Here is a 17,224-nt window from a genome sequence, read left to right as displayed (position 1 = left end):
CATCGTGAAGGACCTCGTGACCGCTCCCGTTGCCTGCCGCGCCAGCCGTTGGCGTGCCGTCGCCGTGCTGGCGACGGCCCTCGCGGTCCTGCCGGCCACCGCCGGCGCGCAGCCGCGCAGCAGCGACGAGGTCGCCGAGGAACTCGACCGGACCGCGCAGGAGGGCGCCCAGCTCAACCAGCAGCTCGGCGCCGTGCATGCCGACATCCTCGACGCCGAGGACGAATTGGCGCACCTGGCGATGGAGCTGGCCGACGCGCGCGGTCGTCTGCGCGCCGCTGAGGGGCAGGTGGCCCTCGCCGAAGCCGCCCTGGAGGAGGCCCGCGCGAGGAAGGTCACCGCCGACGCCGCCCACGAGCGTGCCGAGGCGATCCTGGCCCGCACCGAGGAGGAGCTGCGCCTCGAGGAGAGCGTGCTCGCCCACCAACTCGTCGAGAGCTTCAAGTACGGCACCGTCGGCGCGACCCGTGGTGCGATGGTTCTCGAGGTCCTGCGCCGGGCCGACGACCCCAACTCCTTCGCCGTCGGCCTGAAGCAGCTGCGCGTGGTCGTCGACACCCAGGAGTCGACGGTGCAGCGGGTGTTCGGGCTCCGCGATGCCCGTGCCGGTCAGGCCGAGGACGCCGCCCGGGCCCGGTCGCGTGCCAGCCAGGCGGCCGCGGACGCCGCCGACACGCTCGAGGTCGTGGAGCGACTGCGCGAGGAGGCTGCCGAGCTCACCGCGCTGATCGCTCGCGACGAGGCGCGGCAACGCGAGGTGCTGGCCTCGTTGCAGGCCGACGCGCAGGAGACCGAAGCGCTGCTCGCCCGTGTCGACGCGCGCCAGGCCGAGCTGCAGTCCGAGCTCGCCGAACGCCGTGCCGAGGAGGAGGCCGAACGCCGCGCGCAGGAGATCGCCCGGAACCAGGCGGCCGCAGGCGCCGCGGGTGGTGGTGGTCCCAACGTGGACGGCGGTTACTGCCCGGTGGTCGGCGCGGTCGCCGGCCGGGACTTCAGCAACGACTGGGGGTATCCGCGGTCCGGCGGTCGCAGCCACCAGGGCACCGACATCTTCGCCAACCGCGGCGCGCCCGTGGTGGCGATCGCGGCCGGCGTCGTGGTGCGCACCACGCCCGTCGACTCACCCACCAGCCTCGGTGGCATCACCGTCACCTATCGCACCGCTGACGGCAGCGAGTGGTACAACGCCCACCTCGACACCATCACGCCCGGCATCGCGCCCGGTACGCCCGTCGCCGCTGGCGAACAGATCGGGACGGTGGGCAACACGGGCAATGCGCGGACGACCCCGCCGCACCTGCACCTCGGCCGTCGCCATGGTGGCGGTTGGGTCAACCCGTACCCGAGTGTCGCGCCGCTGTGCCGGTAGTCATCTCGCCGACCGGGCGCCCGGCGGGGGATGCTCGGGGACGTCCTGCATGGCCAGCCGCGGAAGGGTGACGTGCACGATCGGTCCGATCGTGGCGGCGAACACGACCGTGCCGATGCCGACCGTGCCGCCCAGCAGCCAGCCCAGCGCCAGGACGCTCATCTCGAGGCAGCCGCGGACCCAGCCGACCGACAGGCCACGCCGGGCGAGCCCGGTCATGATCCCGTCCCGCGGCCCGGCACCGAGCCCCGCCCCGATGTAGAACCCCGAGCCGACCCCGAAGAGCACCGGGCCGGCGGCCATGTACAGCCAACGCAGCCACGACGCGTTCGGCGTGTCGAGCACGAGCAGCGTCACGTCGATGACCACGCCGATGACGACGACGTTGAGCACCGTGCCGACGCCGGGCCGCTCCCGCAAGGGCAACCAGGCCAGCAGGACCACGAGTCCGACGAGGATGCCGACCGTCCCGATCGGGATGCGAGTCATCCGTGACAGCCCCTGGTGGAGCACGTCCCAGGGCCCGAGGCCGAGTTCGGCCGCGACCATGACGGCGATGCCGAGCCCGCACAGGACCAGGCCCACCAGCAGGCGGGGAAGACGGCGGCGCAGTTCGTGGCGCGGGGGACGGGGGAGCACGGGGGGACGTTACCCGGGCTCGTCCTCGAGCCAGTTCGCGACGTCCTCGCGGACCTCGGCCAACTCGTCGGTGTCCTCGCCGCGATCACGCAGTCGGCCCTTGAGCCGGCTCCAGACGGGCGGGAACAGACTGACGAGGTGTCGCTGTCCCCGGGCGGCCGCGAGAAAGGCGCGGCCCGCGGCGGAGTCGGGCAGCTCGCTGAGCGAATCGGGCAGCGGTAGGTCGACCCGCCACAGCCGGTCGTTCTCGGGGTGTCGGATGCCGCCGAGGTGGTCGAAGACCTCGAGCATGGCGTGGTTTCCGTCGAGGACGTAGCTGCGGAACACCGCGATGCCGTTGGCGCGGGCACGATCGGTCAGCGCGCCGAGCAACAGCGTGCCGGCCCCCTGCCCGTGGTAGGGATCGGCGACGGTGATCGCGGCTTCCGCGACCTCGGGCTCGAACGGCTCGCGTACGTAGCGTGCGACCCCGACACCGGGCGTGTCGGGGCGGTCGAGGTCGACGCCGACGACGGCTTCGTGATCGCGGTGGTCCACCTCGGTGAGGTAGGTCAGCTGCTCCTCCGAGAGCGCGTCGATCGCGCTGTGGAAGCGGAGGTAGCGCGAAGCGGGTGAGAGCTGCGCGAAACCCGCCGCGAGCCGCTCCCGGTCCTCGCGGCGGATTTGTCGCAGCAGCACGGCCGTGCCGTCACGCAGTTCGACGCGCCGGTGCCATTCGTCGGCTTCGACGTGGTCGGGGGCGCGGGACACGGGGTTTCCTTCGGTCACCGGTCAGCTGCCGGGGAACGGGGCGCGGACGTCCGCGCCGACCTGGCGCAGGCGGTGCGTGATCGCGACCTTGGTGGTGCTCCCGAGCGGTGTGCCCTCGCGGACGCGCGCCGATCCGAGTACGCCCCGCTGCCGCCATGCCTCCTTCCGGACGCGCAGCCCGGGACTGCCGGCCTCGAGTCGAAGCCAGGGGAGCAGCTCGAGGTAGGCGTCCCAGGCGGCGGTGCGGTCGTCGGCGCGGTACCGCTGCGCGACCTCGGCCAGGCGTTCGGGCACGGCGCAACCGGCCGCCGTCCCGGTCGCGCCGGCCTCGACCTCCTCGGGCAGGAACAACGCGGCCAGGCCGCCGAGCACCGCACGGTCGTCGTCGCCCGCCAGTGCCGCGACCACGTCACCGGGCGGGGCGGACTCGACGAGCACCGCTTCGGCGCCGAGTTGATCGGTCAGCTCGGCGAGCTCGGCACCGCCCAGGCGGCAACCCGTCGCCGCAGGATGGTGGTGGAGCCAGACGGGAAGACCGAGTTCGGCCACCTCCCCGAGGTGGTCACCGGCCGCGGCGCCGCCGGGCACGGCCGCGACGAGGAAGTCCGCGCCCGCGGCTGCTGCACGCCGGGCGAGCGCCAACCTCCCCGGTCCGGGTGGCCCCAGACCGGCCCCGACCGGGAGCCCGCCCGCGCCCCGGACGGTGGCCGCGACGACGTCACCGATCTCCTCCGCCCGCAGGCTGCCGATCTCGCCGGTGGTCAGCCCGAGCGCACAGACGGCGTGGGCTCCGGCGGCGGCGGTCGTCGCCGCCAGTGCCGCCTGGCCGTCGAGGTCCAGGGTCGCGTCGTCGTGGAAGGCCGTCGGGACGAAGGGCGTCATGCGGAATTCGGTCATGGCGGCACGCTAGCGAGCGGCGCCGTCCGAGTGGACGGTGACCGTTGCCTGTGCAACCCTGACGGCCGCCGTGGGCCGGGACGGGCTCGCGGGGCGACGAACGTCGGCTCGGGGGACGAAGAAGGGCGGCGAGACGTGCGAGCAGCGTTCATCGGTGGGGCGTTGGCGCTGCTCGTGGCCGGATGTTCGGCCGCCGCCACGCCGCCCGAACCGGCGCTGGTGCGCGTGATCATGGCCGACGACTGGGCGTCCGCGCCCGCGGTCCGGGAGGTGTTCGACCAGTTCGAACGGGACCACGGCAACGTGCAGGTGCAGGTGCAGGCCGTGCCGTTCTCGCAGATCCCTGAGCTGGTGGCGTCCTCGCAGGAGCTGGATCAGCCCTACGACCTCGCCCACTGGCACGCGTTCGCGGCCGCCGCGACGGGCCTGGCCGAACCCGTCGACGAACAGTGGGAGCAGGCCGGTCTCACGTACGACGAGTTCCTGCCCGGCGCCATCGAGGACGTGATGTGGCTGGGCCGGCCCTATGGCGTGCCCTTGGACACCAACGCGCTGGTGCTGCTCGCCGACGCCGGCGTCTTGCGCCAGGCCGGGATCGAGCCGGCGGACCTGGCCACGCTTGACGGCTTCGTCGCGGCGGCCGAGGCGGTGGCGACCACCGGTGCCGCCAAGTGGATGATGCCGGTCTCCACCAGCAGTTGGCAGACCTATGGCTGGATCCGCGCGTTCGGTGGCGAACTGGTCCGAGTCGATCCCGGTACCGGCGTCCCGGCCTTCACCTTCGACCGGCCGGAGACGGTCGCCGCGCTCGAGTTCCTCGTCGCCTGTATTCACGAGGGCTATGCCCCGCGTCCCTACGGTCCCGACCTCGCCGCCGATTCCGTGCAGGCGTTCGCCACCGGGGAGGTGGCCACGCACGCCACGGGGTCGTGGGACCTCAACGTGGTGGCGCGCGACCCGTCGCGTGAGGTCGAGGTGACCGTGCTGCCGCTGCCGCAGGCGGATCCGGGCCGACCGCTGACGGTTCTCGGGGGCTCGAGCCTGTTCGTCCCGAGGGGTGCCCATCAGCCCGACCTCGCCTTCGACCTGATGCTGCGCCTGATCGAGGACGACGTCGCGCTGCGCCTGGCGGAGGAGGAGGGGCGGTTGCCGGCGCGCACCCGGGTCTTCGACGCGCCGCTGTTCGCCGACGACCCGTTGCTGTCCGCCTTCGTCGAGCAGCTCCCCAACGCGCGCGTCATGCCCCTGATCGCCTATCCCGAGGTGGCGCAGGCGTTCACCGAGGCCCTCAACTCGGCGTTGACGGGACGCGAGACCCCGGCCGAGGCGATGGCCGGCCTGCAACGCTATGCCGAGACCTGGCTGGCGTCCCAGCCTGACCCGTGACCGAGGGAGGCGGATGAGCAGGTGGCGATCGCCGCTCGGGCGGGACGTGCCGCTGCTGTTCCGGATCCTGGCGGCGTTCCTGACCGTCCTGGTGCTGGCCAGCACGGTCGCCCTCGCGCTCGAGACGCGCCTGACCCGTCAGGCGCTGCAAGCCCAGGCGCAGCTGATGACGGCGGAGCAGGGCAACGCCCTCCACTTCGAGGTGCTGCAGGACGGCACGCGCATCAACCTGCTGCTCGGCACGCTCACGCAGCAGCTGTCGTCGGCCGCCACCAATCAGGCCGAGTTCGAACGCGGGCTGGCCGACGTGCTCTCGACGGTCGGGACCAGCGACGCCAACCTCGAACTCGGTGCGGTCGTCGACCTCGGCACCGGCGACGTGCTGCAGCGCCTCCCGGGCCGTACGACCCTCGCGCCACCCACGGCGGAGCAGTTCGCCCTGATGGGACTTGCCGATCTCCGCGGCCAACGCGTCGTGCAACTCGAGAACGGCGAGTGGGGTCTCGTCTACGCCGTTCCGGTTCGCTGGCTCGACGAGCAGTTGCTGATCGTCGTCGGACAACGCCTGTCGAACCTGTGGGCACTCAACCTCGTCCGGCGCACCGGTGTCGACCGGGTCGAGCTGGTGGTCGACGATCGGGTGATCGCGTCCTCCGACGGCGCCGGCATCGGCGAGCCGGCGCCGGGCGACCCCCGGCTGCAACGGTCGGTCCAGCAGGTGGGGGAGGGCAGGCTGGTCCGCTACGTCGCCATCGGCGCCGAGCGGGCCTGGGGTGAGCCGGCCGCGATCGCCCTGGTCACCGCGGACCCCCTGGCCGCGCTGGACGGGCGGTTGGCCCGCACGCGCGTGCTGATGGTGGCGCTGCTCGTCGCGCTGGGGGGGACACTCGCGTTCGCGCTCGCCCGGGTCATGACCCGCCCGATCGTGCAGTTGACCGACACCGCCACCGCGATCGCCGGCGGCGACCTCGAGCGCTCGTTCGAGATCGACCGGCGCGACGAGATCGGCTCGCTCGCCGGCGCACTCGAGCACATGCGGCGTGCGCTGCGGGCCCAGCTGGTGGTCATCCGCCGGCAGGCCGAAGCCCTGCAGGAAGCCGCCCGACGCATCGTCGGGGTGCAGGACGCCGAGCGTCGACGCGTGGCCCAGGACCTGCACGACGGGATCCAGCAGCAGCTCGTGGTGCTGCGGATGCAGGTCGGCGCCGCCCGTCAGCGGTTGCGCGAACAGCCCGATCACGTCGACGAGGTGGCCGACGGGCTGGCGGGTTCCATCGACGGCATCCTCGACGAGCTGCGGGCGACGGGCCAGGCGCTGTTCCCCTCCATCCTCCGCGACCGCGGGCTCGGGGGCGCGCTGCACAGCCTGGCGAGCCGTTCGTCGACCCCCGTGGACGTGACGCTCACGCCCGACCCGTTGCCGCGGATCGACGAGACGGTGGAGACCAACGCCTACTTCCTCATCTCCGAGGCCGTCGCCAACGCCCTCAAGCACGCCCAGGCCCGTCGAATCGGCATCGAGGTGCAGCACGAGGGCGCGATGCTGCGTGTACGCGTCCACGACGACGGGGTCGGTTTCCGTCCCGAGCACACGACGCATTCGGGCGGCGTGGTCCACCTGCGCGACCGGGTCAACGCCCTCGGAGGTTCCCTGCAGCTGCTGTCCCACCCGGGTGAGGGCACGTCGGTGACGGCGCTGTTGCCGATGCGGCGTTCAGTCGCGGGAACGCTGCAGGTAGAACAGGACGGCGGCGACGCGGCGGTTGAGCTCGAGTTCCTCGGACAGGCCGAGCTTGCGGAAGATGGAGTTGGTGTGCTTCTCGACGGATCGGTCCGTGATCGAGAGCTCCCGGGCGATGGCGAGGTTTCCTCGTCCTGAGGCCATCATCGCCAGAACCTCGAGTTCGCGTGGCGTCAGTCCCGCCAACTTCGACGCCGTGCGGCGACGCTGGGCCTCGAGCAGCCCCTCCACGATGCGCGGATCGAGGATCGAGCCGCCGGCCCGCACCTCCTCGATGGCTTGGACCAGCCGGTCGGCGTCACCGAGGCGTTCCTTGAGCAGGTAGGCGACGCCGTCCGAACCGTGTCGCAGCAACTCGAGGGCGTACTCGGGGTCGGCGTGCTGCGAGAGCACCACCACGCCGGTGCCGCGGCGCTCGGCGCGGATCTGGTGCGCGAGCTCGATGCCTTCGGTGGTGAACGTCGGGGGCATCCGGATGTCCAGCATCACCACGTCCGGGTCGTGCACCTCGAGCAGTTCGAGAATCCCCTCGGGGTCGGACGCCGCACCCAGTACCTCGAGTCGGGGATGCGCCGCGAGCACCGACCGTGCCCCCTCACGGACGAGGTAGTCGTCCTCGGCGATGAGCAGGGTGGTACGGGAGTTCTGCGGCACGGGCGCCTCCTGATCGTCTGCAGCCTACGGGTCCAGGTCGTCCGCTGAGGCGGCGGACGGTGGTGGTAGCACCACCACCCGAAGGCACATGGCCGCACGGTTCCGCTCGGTATCCGAGCGTGCGATCATGTGCATGCGCTCGGCACGGCAGACACCCGAATTCGGGTGAGGGCGCGGACGGTAGAGGGCCCCGCGGGGTCGGTGGCCGCGCGGGGGGCGGCCACGGCCCGCGGGACCGTCCGCGGCCGATCAGCCGGAGAGCTCGGCGCGTTCGGGGGGCGGCGCGGGTTGCGCGGCGGCTCCCCGTTCGTCGTCGCGGCCCTTCGCGCGCTGCCACAACCAGGCGCCGTACGTGACCAGGGCCAACACCGAGAACGAGAACCACTGCATCGCGTACGAGAAGTGGTTGCGTTCGTCGAGCACCGGCGGCCCCGGCGGCACCGGCAGGGTGTCGTAGGTCACGGCCGCATCGGTCTGCACCCGCAGCACCATCGGATACAGCTCCCCCTCGACCTGTCGGTCCAGCCGTGCGGTGTCGGTGTGGAAGACGCGTGCGAGTTCGCCCTCGGCCGGGTCCTGCGGCCCGACGGCCGGCTGGGGCACGGGCCGCTCGAGCAACCCGGCGATCTCGACCACACCGTCGGGCGGTGCCGCTTCGGCGACCGGGGGCTCGTCGAACGCCACGGGGACGAATCCGCGGCGGACCAGCACCACGCCGCCGTCTTCGAGCTCGAAGGGGGTCAGGACGGAGAATCCCTGCTGGTTGTCGTGCTGGGCGCCACGCTGGAGGACCTCCTGCGCGGGGCGGTAGGTGCCCCGGGCCGTGACCCGTCGGTACTCGAGGCCCTCCTCGTCGACCGGGCGTTCGTCGACGAGCGAGGCGAGGTCCACGGCGTCCCCTTCGAGCCGTTGCTCGAGCAGGGCGTTGTTGGCGCGGACCTGGGCCAGGCGATCGAGCTGCCACTGGCCGAGCGCGACACACGCCACGGCGACGAACAGCACCAGGGCGTGGCTGAGGAGCGCGGCTGGGCGCAGGAGAAACCTGGACATCGTCGCGGCAGGGTACCGCCGCACCGGTCGGCCCCGGCCGGCGTACCCCGGGTGCACCTACCGTCGGCGTGGCCGACGCCGGAGTCACACGATGCACACCCTCCACCACCGCGACGGACACCACGGCTGGGACCGCTCCCTGCTGCCCCGGTCGGAGATCGCGCCCGGCGACGTGGTGGAGATGGTGCTCGCGGACTGCTTCGGCGGCCAGCTCGGCCCCGACGCCGTCCCCGCCGACGTGACCGCCCTGGACCTGGCGCTGGCCAACCCGCTCACGGGCCCGGTGTTCGTCCACGGCGTCGAGCCCGGGGACGTCCTGGCCGTCGAGATCCTCGACCTCGAGCCCGGCGGGACGGGCTGGACGGCCGTGATCCCGGGGTTCGGCCTGCTCGCCGACGTCTTCCCGCATCCCCACGTCGTCGTGTCGCAGATCGCGGACGGGGTGGTCCGGTTCGGCGACGTGGCCCGGCTGCCGGCGCGTCCGTTCCTCGGCACGATCGGGGTGGCTCCGGCGGCCGACGGGCCCCACTCGGTCATCCCGCCGCGCAACGTCGGTGGCAACCTCGACTGTCGCGACATCGGCGTCGGCGCGACCCTGCTGCTGCCCGTCGAGGTGCCCGGCGCCCTGCTCTCGGTCGGCGATCCACACGCCGCGCAGGGCGACGGCGAGGTGTGCGGAACCGCCGTCGAGACGACGGCTCGCGTGCGTCTGCGCGTCGGCGTGCGGCGCGGCCCGAGGCTGGCGGCGCCGCAGATCGAGTCGCCCGCCGGCACGTCGTCCGCCGCTGGTCGCCGCCTGATGACCACCGGTGTCGGACCCGATCTGTACGCGGGTGGACGGGAGGCCACGCTGGCCATGGTCGAGCGGCTCGGGGCCGACCACGGACTGGCGCCCTCGGACGCCTACGCGCTGTGCTCGGTGGCCGCCCACCTGCGCATCCTCGAGGTGGTCGACGCGCCGAACTGGGTCGTCGGCCTGGATCTCGACCTCGGTGTGCTCGGGTGAGTCCCGTCCCGGCGGCCGGCGCTTCAGGTCCCGCCGACCCGCACGTCCCGGGCTCCCATACGGGCGGCATCGGCCGTTCGATCGTCCGGCATGCGCTGGGACTCGACCTCGGCGGCCACCCGTGCCTCGTAGTGCTCGATCTCGCGGCTGATGTCGTCGGCGTCCCAGCCGTGCACCTCGCCCATCAGCGGTGCGACGTCGTGGGCCGCCGCGAGGCCGCGGTCGAACGTCTCGATCGAGATCCGGGTACGGCGCGTCAGCAGGTCGTCGAGGTGCAGCGCGCCCTCGTGGCTCGCCGCGTAGACGGCCTCGACCTTGAGGTAGTCCTCGGCACCCGCGATGCGGGCGCCGAGTTCCGGGCGGTCCGCCAGCAGGTCGAGCACCTCGGTCACCATGGCGCCGTAGCGGCCGAGCAGGTGCTCGATGCGGCTGGGGTGGAGCCCGACCTCCTCCGCGAGCCGGTGTCGCCGGTTCCAGAGGGCGTGCCAGCCGTGCGCGCCCAGCAGTGGCGTGCGGTCGGTCACGCTGCGGGGGACGCGTTGGGGCAGGTTGCGTGCGGCCGCGTCGACGGCGTCGCGGGCCATCACGCGGTAGGTCGTGTACTTGCCGCCCGCGATCGTGATCATGCCGGCGACGGTCTGGGCAACGGCATGCTCCCGCGAGAGCTTGCTGGTGGCGTCGGACTCGCCGTGGAGCAGGGGACGCAGGCCGGCCTGGACACCCTCCACGTCCGCATGCGTGAGCGGGGTGCGAAGGACGCCGTTGACGCGGTCGAGCAGGTACTGGATGTCGCGCGCCGAAGCGGCCGGGTGCGCCAGATCGAGGTCCCAGTCGGTGTCGGTGGTCCCGATGAGCCAGTGACGACCCCAGGGGATGACGAAGAGCACGCTGCTCTCCGTGCGCAGGATCATGCCGCTGTCGGCGTGGATGCGGTCCTTCGGCACGACGAGGTGGATCCCCTTCGACGCCCGCACCCGGATGCGCCCACGGCCCGCCATCTCCTGGATGCGGTCGGCCCAGACGCCGGTGGCGTTGACCACCTGCCGCCCACGGACGTGCAGGTCCTCGCCCCGTTCCTGGTCGCGCGCGACGACCCCGACGACCCGTTCCCCTTCGCGCAGCAGGTCGGTCACCCGCGTCGAGGTGAGGACGGCCGCGCCGAAGGACGCGGCGGTGCGGCCGAGTTCCATCGTGTGCCGGGCGTCATCGACCTGCGCGTCCCAGTAGCGGACGGCACCGGTCAGCGCGTCCCCGCGGAGCGCCGGGACCAGGCGCATCGCCTGGCGGCGAGAGAGGTGCTCGTGCCGTGGCAACTGGCGGGCACCCCCGAGCGTGTCGTAGAGCGTGACACCGGCGGCCACGTACGCCCGCTCCGCGAAACCGTGCTGCAGCGGATACAGGAAGGAGACCGGCCGGACCAGGTGCGGCGCGAGGTCCTGCAGCAGCAGCCCACGCTCGCGGAGTGCTTCGCGGACCAGCGAGAAGTTGAGCTGTTCGAGGTAGCGCAGACCGCCGTGGATCAGCTTCGACGATCGACTGGAGGTGCCGGCCGCGAGGTCGCGCTGCTCGAGGAGCGCGACGGTGAGCCCCCGGGTCGCCGCGTCGAGGGCGACGCCGGCGCCCGTGACCCCGCCACCCAGGACGACCAGGTCGAACACCTCCTGGCGGACGCGGCCGAGGTCGTGCCGACGGCGCTCGGGGGAGAGGGCGACGCTTGCCACGATGGATGGGCTCCGAAGAACGGCGGAGGGGCAGCGTAGGCGAGGCCACCCGCCGTCCCACGCGCGGACGGCCCGGCGCCGCCGCGACCGGCGCCGCCCAGCGGTTAGCGTGCCGGCCGGACGGAGTCCGTGACCGAAGGCGAAGCATGCGCACGCGACGCTATGGCAGCGCCGCCGACCAGGTCGGTGACCTCTGGCTGCCCGACGGCGAGGTGCCGGACACCGGCTGGCCGGTCGTCGTCCTGATCCACGGCGGCTTCTGGCGCCACCAGTACGTCCGGACGCTCACCGAGCCGCTGGCGCGTGACCTGGCCCGGCGCGGGCTGGCCGCGTGGAACCTCGAGTACCGGCGAGTCCCGCCGCCCGACGTCGTGATCCGTGAGGAGGACCGCGGCGGCTGGCCGGCGACCCTCCAGGACGTCGCCGACGGCGTCGACCGGCTGGGCGACCTGGACGCCCCCGTCGATCTCGGGCGCGTCGCCGTGGTCGGCCACTCCGCCGGTGGTCAGCTGGCGCTGTGGGCCGCCGGTCGGTCCCGGCTCCCGGCCGGCGCCGTCGGCGCAGGCCCACGCGTGCCACTCGCCGCGGTGGTCGGCCTCGCGCCGGTCGCGGACCTCCGTGGTGGCGAACGGGCCGGCATGGGCAACGGCGCGATGGCCGACCTGCTCGGCGGCGGCTCGGACACGGTCCCCGAACGTTGGGAACTCGCCGATCCGCTGGGACTGGTCGGGCACGGTGTCCCGGTCCTGCTGGTGCACGGCGAGGACGACGAGAGCGTGCCGCCGACACAGACCGCGGCCTACGCGGACGCCGTACGCGCCGCGGGCGACGAGGTCGAGGTGTTCACCGGACCAGCCGACCACATGGCCGTCATCGATCCCGTCGAGCCGTTGTGGCAGCGCGCGGCGACCTGGCTCGAGGAGCGGCTGGGCGTCGACCTCAGGCGATGACCTCGCCGGTGATGACGGTCACCGCCAGGCCGCCGACGTGGACGCGGTCGCCGTCGACCCGGACCCGCAGCCGCCCGCCACGACGCGACAGCTGCCGGGCCCGCAGGTCGTTGCGGCCCAACTGCTCGGCCCACCACGGCCCGAGCGTCGCGTGCGCCGAACCGGTGACCGGGTCCTCCGGGACACCCAGCGTCGGGGCGAAGTAGCGCGAGACGAAGTCGACCTCGCCGTCCGCGGGCGCGGTGACGATCAGCCCGGAGGCGCCGAGCCGTACCACCTCGTCGAGGTCGGGGCGCAGGTCCCGGACGGCGGTCTCGTCCGGAAGCTGGACGACATCGTTCGCCTGCTCCGCGCCGGTGTTGTCCTCGCCGGCACTGCCCGCGGTGCGTCCGAGGTAGCGTCCGCCGCCGGTGCGCAGCGCCTGCTCGAGTCGGGCGGGGGCCGGGTGCGGCCGCACGGGCCAGGCCGGCAGGTCCAGCAGGATCTCCCCCTGATCGGTCCTCGCCCGCAGGTCACCGACGCGGGTCGTGAACCGCAGGGTGGCGTCCAGGTCCGCCAACCCGTCCTGCCACAGCACGTGCGCGGCGGCGAGCGTGGCGTGACCGCACAGGTCCACCTCGGTGGTCGGCGTGAACCAGCGCAGCTTCCAGGTGTCCGCATTCGCGGTGTCGGGCACGAGGAACGCCGTCTCGGAGGCCTGGACCTCACCGGCGATGGCGCGCATCCAACCGACCGGCTGCGGGGTGTCGAGAACGACGACGCCGGCGGGGTTACCGGCGAACGCGGCGTCGGTGAACGCGTCGACCAGGCGGAACGGGGGCACGTGGGGCTCCAGGCATCGAGGGGGCGGCGAATCTACAAGGCACGCGCCCACCGACGGCCGTCTGGACGCATCCTCCGCGTCGCCCGTGCGCCAGCGCAGCGCGGCCGTTGGAGGTGTCCGCGCGCGGCGCAACCCGAGGGTCTTCCCTTCCGGCCAGTGCCCGAGGGTTGAGGGGGTAGCGGGCGGGCGACAGGCTCAGGAGGGCCGGGGCAACCGCTCCGTGCGTCGATCGACTTCCGTGGGTCCGAAACGCCGGTCGAGCGTGATCGGCGTCGGCACCACGCCAGTGAAGGGATGCCTCGACATGTGCGGTTTCAGCGGAGAACTCCGCCTCGACGGTGCGACGCCCGACGTGGGCGCCGTCTACCGGATGACGGGCCGGATGATCTCGCGTGGTCCCGACAGCGAGGGCATCTGGTCGGCCGGGGCGATCGCGATGGGGCACCGTCGCCTGTCGATCATCGACCTGTCGACGTGCGGCAACCAGCCGATGCACGACGCCGGACTCGGACTGACCCTGGTCTTCAACGGCTGCATCTACAACTACCAGCCGCTGCGCGAGGAGTTGCAGTCGGAGGGCTACGACTTCTTCTCGACCTCCGACACCGAGGTCGTGCTCAAGGCCTACCACGCCTGGGGGGACCGGTTCGTCGAGCGCCTGCAGGGCATGTTCGCGTTCGTGATCCACGAGCGTGCGACGGGGCGCACCTTCCTCGGTCGCGACCGGTTCGGGATCAAGCCGCTGTACATCGTCGACGAGCCCTCCCGCATCCGATTCGCGTCGAGCCTGCCCGCGCTGGTTGCGGGCGGCGACATCGACACGTCCATCGACCCGGTCGCGTTGCACCACTACCTGACCTTCCACTCGGTGGTGCCGGCTCCACGCACGATCCTCAACGGCGTCCGCAAGGTGCCCCCCGCGACGACCATCGCGATCGAGGCCGACGGTTCCCGGACCACCACCGAGTTCTGGCGTCCCGACTTCACCCGCGACCCCGACCGCGCCGACTGGTCGGCGCGCGACTGGGAGGACGCCACCCTCGATGCCCTTCGCAAGGCGGTGCAGTGGCGCCTGGTCGCCGACGTGCCGGTGGGCGTGCTGCTCTCCGGCGGGCTCGACTCGTCGCTGGTCGTCGGTCTGCTCGCCGAGGCCGGCCAGAGGGGCCTGAACACGTTCTCGATCGGCTTCGAGTCGTTCGGGGGCGAGGAGGGCGACGAGTTCAAGTACTCCGACGTCATCGCCGAGCACTTCGGCACCAACCACCACCGCCTGCGGATCGACACCGAGCGGATGCTGCCCGCGCTCGGCCAGGCGATCCACGCGATGAGCGAGCCGATGGTCAGCCACGACGCCGTGGCGTTCTACCTGTTGAGCCAGGAGGTCAGCCAGCACGTCAAGGTCGTGCAGTCGGGCCAGGGCGCGGACGAGGTCTTCGCCGGTTACCACTGGTATCCGCCCATGCAGGCGCTCACCGACGAGATCGGCGAGGCGGACCGCGAGCACCTCGTCGCCGCCGCGGTGGACCGCTATGCCGAGGCGTTCTTCGACCGTCCGCACGCCGAGATGGCCGCCCTGGTCGGTCCCGACTACCAGATCGACCACGACGTCTCACGGGCGCTCGTCGCCGAGCACTTCGCGATGCCCGGCGCCCAGAGCGCGACCGACATGGCGCTGCGCCTCGACTCGCAGATCATGCTGGTCGACGACCCCGTCAAGCGGGTCGACAACATGACCATGGCCTGGGGGCTCGAGGCCCGGGTCCCGTTCCTCGACCACGAGGTACTGGAGATCGCGGCCCGGATCCCGCCCGAGCTCAAGCTGGCGCAGGAGGGCAAGGGCGTGCTCAAGGAGGCGGCGCGACGCGTCATCCCGAACGAGGTCATCGACCGCCCGAAGGGGTACTTCCCGGTACCGGCGCTCAAGCACCTGCAGGGCCCGTACCTCGATCTCGTCCGCGACGCCCTGCACGCGCCGGAAGCGCGTGCGCGTGGCCTGTTCCAGCAGGCCGAGGTCCAGCGCCTGCTCGACGACCCCAACGGGCAGCTGACGCCACTACGCGGCAACAAGCTCTGGCAGCTCGCCCTGCTCGAGATGTGGCTGCAGACGCACGACGTGCGCCCGTGACCTCGCGTCGGGAGTCGCGGGTCGGTGCCCAGGGAGACCCGGTGAACCCCTCCTACGAGCGGGGCATCCGGGCCGCCCGCGGGCACGTACGCGACGCCTCCAAGCCCAATCACGGTGACCGGCTCTCCACCCGGTCGTGGGACGTCCGGCCGCCGCATCTGACCGCCGACCTGGTTCCCGAGGTCGCCCTCGAGTGCGGCTGGGGCCGGCTGATCTTCGGCCAGACCTTCGCCACGCACGAGGACCTCGTCAAGGTCGTCGGCGGCGAGGAGCCCGGGCGGCGCGACATCTGCCTGTACGTGCGCGAGCCCCACGTGCTGGTGGCGCACGCCCCGCAGGAGCTGTTCATCGACCCGAGCCACACCTACCGGATGTGGCTGCACCAGCACCGGGCGGCACGCGACCCGGTGCGCGGCGTGATCGTGCGCGACATGCGGTCCGAGACCGACGCCGAGGCGGTCAACCGCATCTACACGGCGGCCGGCATGGTCGTCGCCCCGACCGACGTGCTGTGGGCGAACCAGCGCACCGCGACCTTCACCTACCTGGTGGCCGAGGACGCCGACACGGGCGACATCATCGGCACGGTGACCGGGGTGGACCACCGCCTCGCCTTCAACGACCCCGAGGACGGAACCAGCCTGTGGTGCCTCGCGGTCGATCCGCAGTCGGCGCGACCGGGGGTCGGAAAGGCGCTCGTCGGCACCCTGCTCGACCGGTTCAAGGCGCGCGGCCGGGCGTATCTCGACCTCTCGGTGGTGCACGACAACGCACCGGCCATCAAGCTGTACGAGAAGCTCGGGTTCGTGCGGGTGCCGGTGTTCTGCGTCAAGCGCAAGAACCCCATCAACGAGCGCCTGTTCGCGGCGGCGCCGGCCGAGCGGCTCGACGACCTCAATCCGTACGCGCGGTTGATCGCCGACGAGGCGCTGCGGCGTGGCATCTCGGTCGAGGTGCTGGACGCCGAGAGTGGGCTGCTGCAGCTCACCCACGGGGGCCGCAGCGTGCAGACGCGCGAGTCGCTGTCGGAGCTGACCACCGCGGTGGCGATGAGCAAGTGCGACGACAAGCGACTCACGAACCGGCTGCTCGCCGAGGCGGGTCTCAACGTGCCACGCGGAGGGGTCGCCACCGGCGGCGACGAGGACGAGCAGCTGCTCGAGGAGCTCGGCGAACTGGTCGTGAAGCCGGCACGCGGCGAGCAGGGGCAGGGCATCACCGTCGGGGTGACCACGGTCGACGAGCTCCGCGAAGCCGTGCGCTTCGCCGAGACGTACTGCCCGAACGTGCTGCTCGAGGAGTGTGTCGCCGGTCAGGACCTGCGCATCGTGGTCATCGGTCACCAGGTCGTCGCCGCCGCCGTGCGCCGGCCAGCCACCGTGGTCGGTACGGGGGAGCACACCGTGCGCGACCTGATCGAGTCCACCTCGCGGCGTCGCGAGGCTGCCACGGGTGGTGAGGCCGCGATCCCGATGGACGCCGTGACGGAGAAGGCGTGCCTCGACAACGGCTACGCCCTCGACGACGTGCTTCCGAAGGGCGAGGAGCTCGAGGTCCGGCGGACGGCCAACCTGCACACCGGCGGCACCATCCACGACGTCACCGAGAAGCTGCACCCGGCCCTCGCCGAGGCGGCCGTCCTCGCCAGTCGGAAGCTCGAGATCCCCGTCGTCGGGCTCGACCTGCTGGTGCCCGACGTGGCGGGCGACACCTACGTCTTCATCGAGGCGAACGAGCGCCCCGGCCTGGCCAACCACGAGCCGCAACCGACCGCGCAGAAGTTCATCGACCTGCTCTTCCCGGCCACGCGGGCGCTGCCACGGGGATGGGAACCGGCCGGACCCTCGACCGACCACGCCACGTCGCAGGACGCGGACGCGGGTTAGCCCCGTCCGGCGTCGTCGCGCTTGCCGCGCCAGCCGAGCAGCGCCGCGACCAGCAGCACCACGGCGGCGATGATCAGCAGCCACCGTAGGGCGTCCAACACGAGGCTGACGACGAACAGCACCAGCGCGAGCGCCGCCAGTGCCCCCGCGATCTTGGTCAAGGTGCCCGCCATGCCCGTCCCTGTCGTCGTGTCCGCTCCGGCGGTGCCGTCATGTGCCTCGGGTGG

At 72.5% G+C, this 17,224-nt stretch carries 14 protein-coding genes and 1 pseudogene; 7 read left to right on the top strand and 8 right to left on the bottom strand.

What is annotated here, in order from left to right:
• The first annotated feature begins 16 nt into the window (after positions 1 to 16).
• Positions 17 to 1,369, top strand: a complete 1,353-nt coding sequence (locus ACERMF_RS11260) for a murein hydrolase activator EnvC (RefSeq protein WP_373669177.1) — start codon at positions 17 to 19, stop codon at positions 1,367 to 1,369.
• Here the strand turns inward: ACERMF_RS11260 and ACERMF_RS11255 are convergent, their stop codons facing one another.
• The 3 genes from ACERMF_RS11255 to ACERMF_RS11245 are packed head-to-tail and all read right to left on the bottom strand — an operon-like array spanning position 1,370 to position 3,655.
• Positions 1,370 to 2,008, bottom strand: a complete 639-nt coding sequence (locus tag ACERMF_RS11255) for a YitT family protein (RefSeq protein ID WP_373669176.1) — start codon at positions 2,006 to 2,008, stop codon at positions 1,370 to 1,372.
• Between the two features lie 9 nt (positions 2,009 to 2,017).
• Positions 2,018 to 2,758: an N-acetyltransferase family protein gene (locus ACERMF_RS11250; protein ID WP_373669175.1), complete on the bottom strand. Its 741-nt coding sequence runs from the start codon at positions 2,756 to 2,758 to the stop codon at positions 2,018 to 2,020.
• A gap of 21 nt (positions 2,759 to 2,779) precedes the next feature.
• The gene (locus ACERMF_RS11245; protein WP_373669174.1) at positions 2,780 to 3,655 is read right to left on the bottom strand and encodes a dihydrodipicolinate synthase family protein; all 876 of its coding nucleotides are present in this window, start codon (positions 3,653 to 3,655) and stop codon (positions 2,780 to 2,782) included.
• Positions 3,656 to 3,790: 135 nt separating this feature from the next.
• On the opposite strand from ACERMF_RS11245, the gene ACERMF_RS11240 reads away from it, so the two are divergent.
• Both ACERMF_RS11240 and ACERMF_RS11235 read left to right on the top strand, forming a co-directional pair.
• Positions 3,791 to 5,041, top strand: a complete 1,251-nt coding sequence (locus ACERMF_RS11240; RefSeq protein WP_373669173.1) for an extracellular solute-binding protein — start codon at positions 3,791 to 3,793, stop codon at positions 5,039 to 5,041.
• Positions 5,004 to 6,740, top strand: a pseudogene (locus ACERMF_RS11235) (HAMP domain-containing protein); the annotation flags it as partial. The gene ACERMF_RS11240 and the pseudogene ACERMF_RS11235, both read left to right, overlap by 38 nt.
• A gap of 15 nt (positions 6,741 to 6,755) precedes the next feature.
• Here the strand turns inward: ACERMF_RS11235 and ACERMF_RS11230 are convergent.
• Both ACERMF_RS11230 and ACERMF_RS11225 read right to left on the bottom strand, forming a co-directional pair.
• A complete protein-coding gene (locus tag ACERMF_RS11230) occupies positions 6,756 to 7,436 on the bottom strand; it encodes a response regulator (protein ID WP_373669172.1) in 681 nt (226 codons plus the stop codon).
• A gap of 249 nt (positions 7,437 to 7,685) precedes the next feature.
• Positions 7,686 to 8,486: an SURF1 family protein gene (locus ACERMF_RS11225; RefSeq protein WP_373669171.1), complete on the bottom strand. Its 801-nt coding sequence runs from the start codon at positions 8,484 to 8,486 to the stop codon at positions 7,686 to 7,688.
• A gap of 91 nt (positions 8,487 to 8,577) precedes the next feature.
• Here ACERMF_RS11225 and ACERMF_RS11220 point away from each other — a divergent pair, with 91 nt between their 5' ends.
• Positions 8,578 to 9,492 carry an acetamidase/formamidase family protein gene (locus ACERMF_RS11220; protein WP_373669170.1) on the top strand — a complete coding sequence of 305 codons (915 nt, stop codon included), beginning with the start codon at positions 8,578 to 8,580 and terminating at the stop codon, positions 9,490 to 9,492.
• Between the two features lie 23 nt (positions 9,493 to 9,515).
• On the opposite strand, the gene ACERMF_RS11215 is transcribed toward ACERMF_RS11220, so the two are convergent.
• Positions 9,516 to 11,213: a glycerol-3-phosphate dehydrogenase/oxidase gene (locus ACERMF_RS11215; RefSeq protein WP_373669169.1), complete on the bottom strand. Its 1,698-nt coding sequence runs from the start codon at positions 11,211 to 11,213 to the stop codon at positions 9,516 to 9,518.
• Positions 11,214 to 11,359: 146 nt separating this feature from the next.
• On the opposite strand from ACERMF_RS11215, the gene ACERMF_RS11210 reads away from it, so the two are divergent.
• Positions 11,360 to 12,163, top strand: a complete 804-nt coding sequence (locus tag ACERMF_RS11210) for an alpha/beta hydrolase family protein (protein ID WP_373669168.1) — start codon at positions 11,360 to 11,362, stop codon at positions 12,161 to 12,163.
• On the opposite strand, the gene ACERMF_RS11205 is transcribed toward ACERMF_RS11210, so the two are convergent.
• Positions 12,153 to 12,986, bottom strand: a complete 834-nt coding sequence (locus tag ACERMF_RS11205) for a PhzF family phenazine biosynthesis protein (RefSeq protein WP_373669167.1) — start codon at positions 12,984 to 12,986, stop codon at positions 12,153 to 12,155. The genes ACERMF_RS11210 and ACERMF_RS11205 overlap by 11 nt on opposite strands.
• 304 nt (positions 12,987 to 13,290) lie before the next feature.
• On the opposite strand from ACERMF_RS11205, the gene ACERMF_RS11200 reads away from it, so the two are divergent.
• Together ACERMF_RS11200 and ngg are read left to right on the top strand one after the other, a co-directional pair.
• On the top strand, positions 13,291 to 15,111 hold the full coding sequence (locus ACERMF_RS11200) for an N-acetylglutaminylglutamine amidotransferase (protein WP_373669166.1): 1,821 nt from the start codon (positions 13,291 to 13,293) through the stop codon (positions 15,109 to 15,111).
• Positions 15,081 to 16,997 carry an N-acetylglutaminylglutamine synthetase gene (gene ngg / locus ACERMF_RS11195; RefSeq protein WP_373669165.1) on the top strand — a complete coding sequence of 639 codons (1,917 nt, stop codon included), beginning with the start codon at positions 15,081 to 15,083 and terminating at the stop codon, positions 16,995 to 16,997. Before ACERMF_RS11200 ends, ngg begins: the two co-directional genes overlap by 31 nt.
• Here the strand turns inward: ngg and ACERMF_RS11190 are convergent.
• On the bottom strand, positions 16,994 to 17,170 hold the full coding sequence (locus tag ACERMF_RS11190) for a hypothetical protein (protein WP_373669164.1): 177 nt from the start codon (positions 17,168 to 17,170) through the stop codon (positions 16,994 to 16,996). The genes ngg and ACERMF_RS11190 overlap by 4 nt on opposite strands.
• Between the last annotated feature and the right edge of the window lie 54 nt (positions 17,171 to 17,224).

Origin of the sequence: Egicoccus sp. AB-alg6-2, from assembly GCF_041821025.1 — a bacterium.
GTDB lineage: Bacteria > Actinomycetota > Nitriliruptoria > Nitriliruptorales > Nitriliruptoraceae > Egicoccus.
The sequence above is the reverse complement of the archived record's forward strand: the minus strand, read 5'-3'. Positions and strand labels throughout refer to the sequence as shown.

Excerpts from the sequence above, each read along its gene's own strand:
- ACERMF_RS11220 (WP_373669170.1), top strand. The coding sequence starts at position 8,578 with ATGCACACCCTCCACCACCGCGACGGACACCACGGCTGGGACCGCTCC.
- ACERMF_RS11225 (WP_373669171.1), bottom strand. The coding sequence starts at position 8,486 with ATGTCCAGGTTTCTCCTGCGCCCAGCCGCGCTCCTCAGCCACGCCCTG.
- ACERMF_RS11190 (WP_373669164.1), bottom strand. The coding sequence starts at position 17,170 with ATGGCGGGCACCTTGACCAAGATCGCGGGGGCACTGGCGGCGCTCGCG.
- ACERMF_RS11245 (WP_373669174.1), bottom strand. The coding sequence starts at position 3,655 with ATGACCGAATTCCGCATGACGCCCTTCGTCCCGACGGCCTTCCACGAC.
- ACERMF_RS11210 (WP_373669168.1), top strand. The coding sequence starts at position 11,360 with ATGCGCACGCGACGCTATGGCAGCGCCGCCGACCAGGTCGGTGACCTC.
- ACERMF_RS11200 (WP_373669166.1), top strand. The coding sequence starts at position 13,291 with ATGTGCGGTTTCAGCGGAGAACTCCGCCTCGACGGTGCGACGCCCGAC.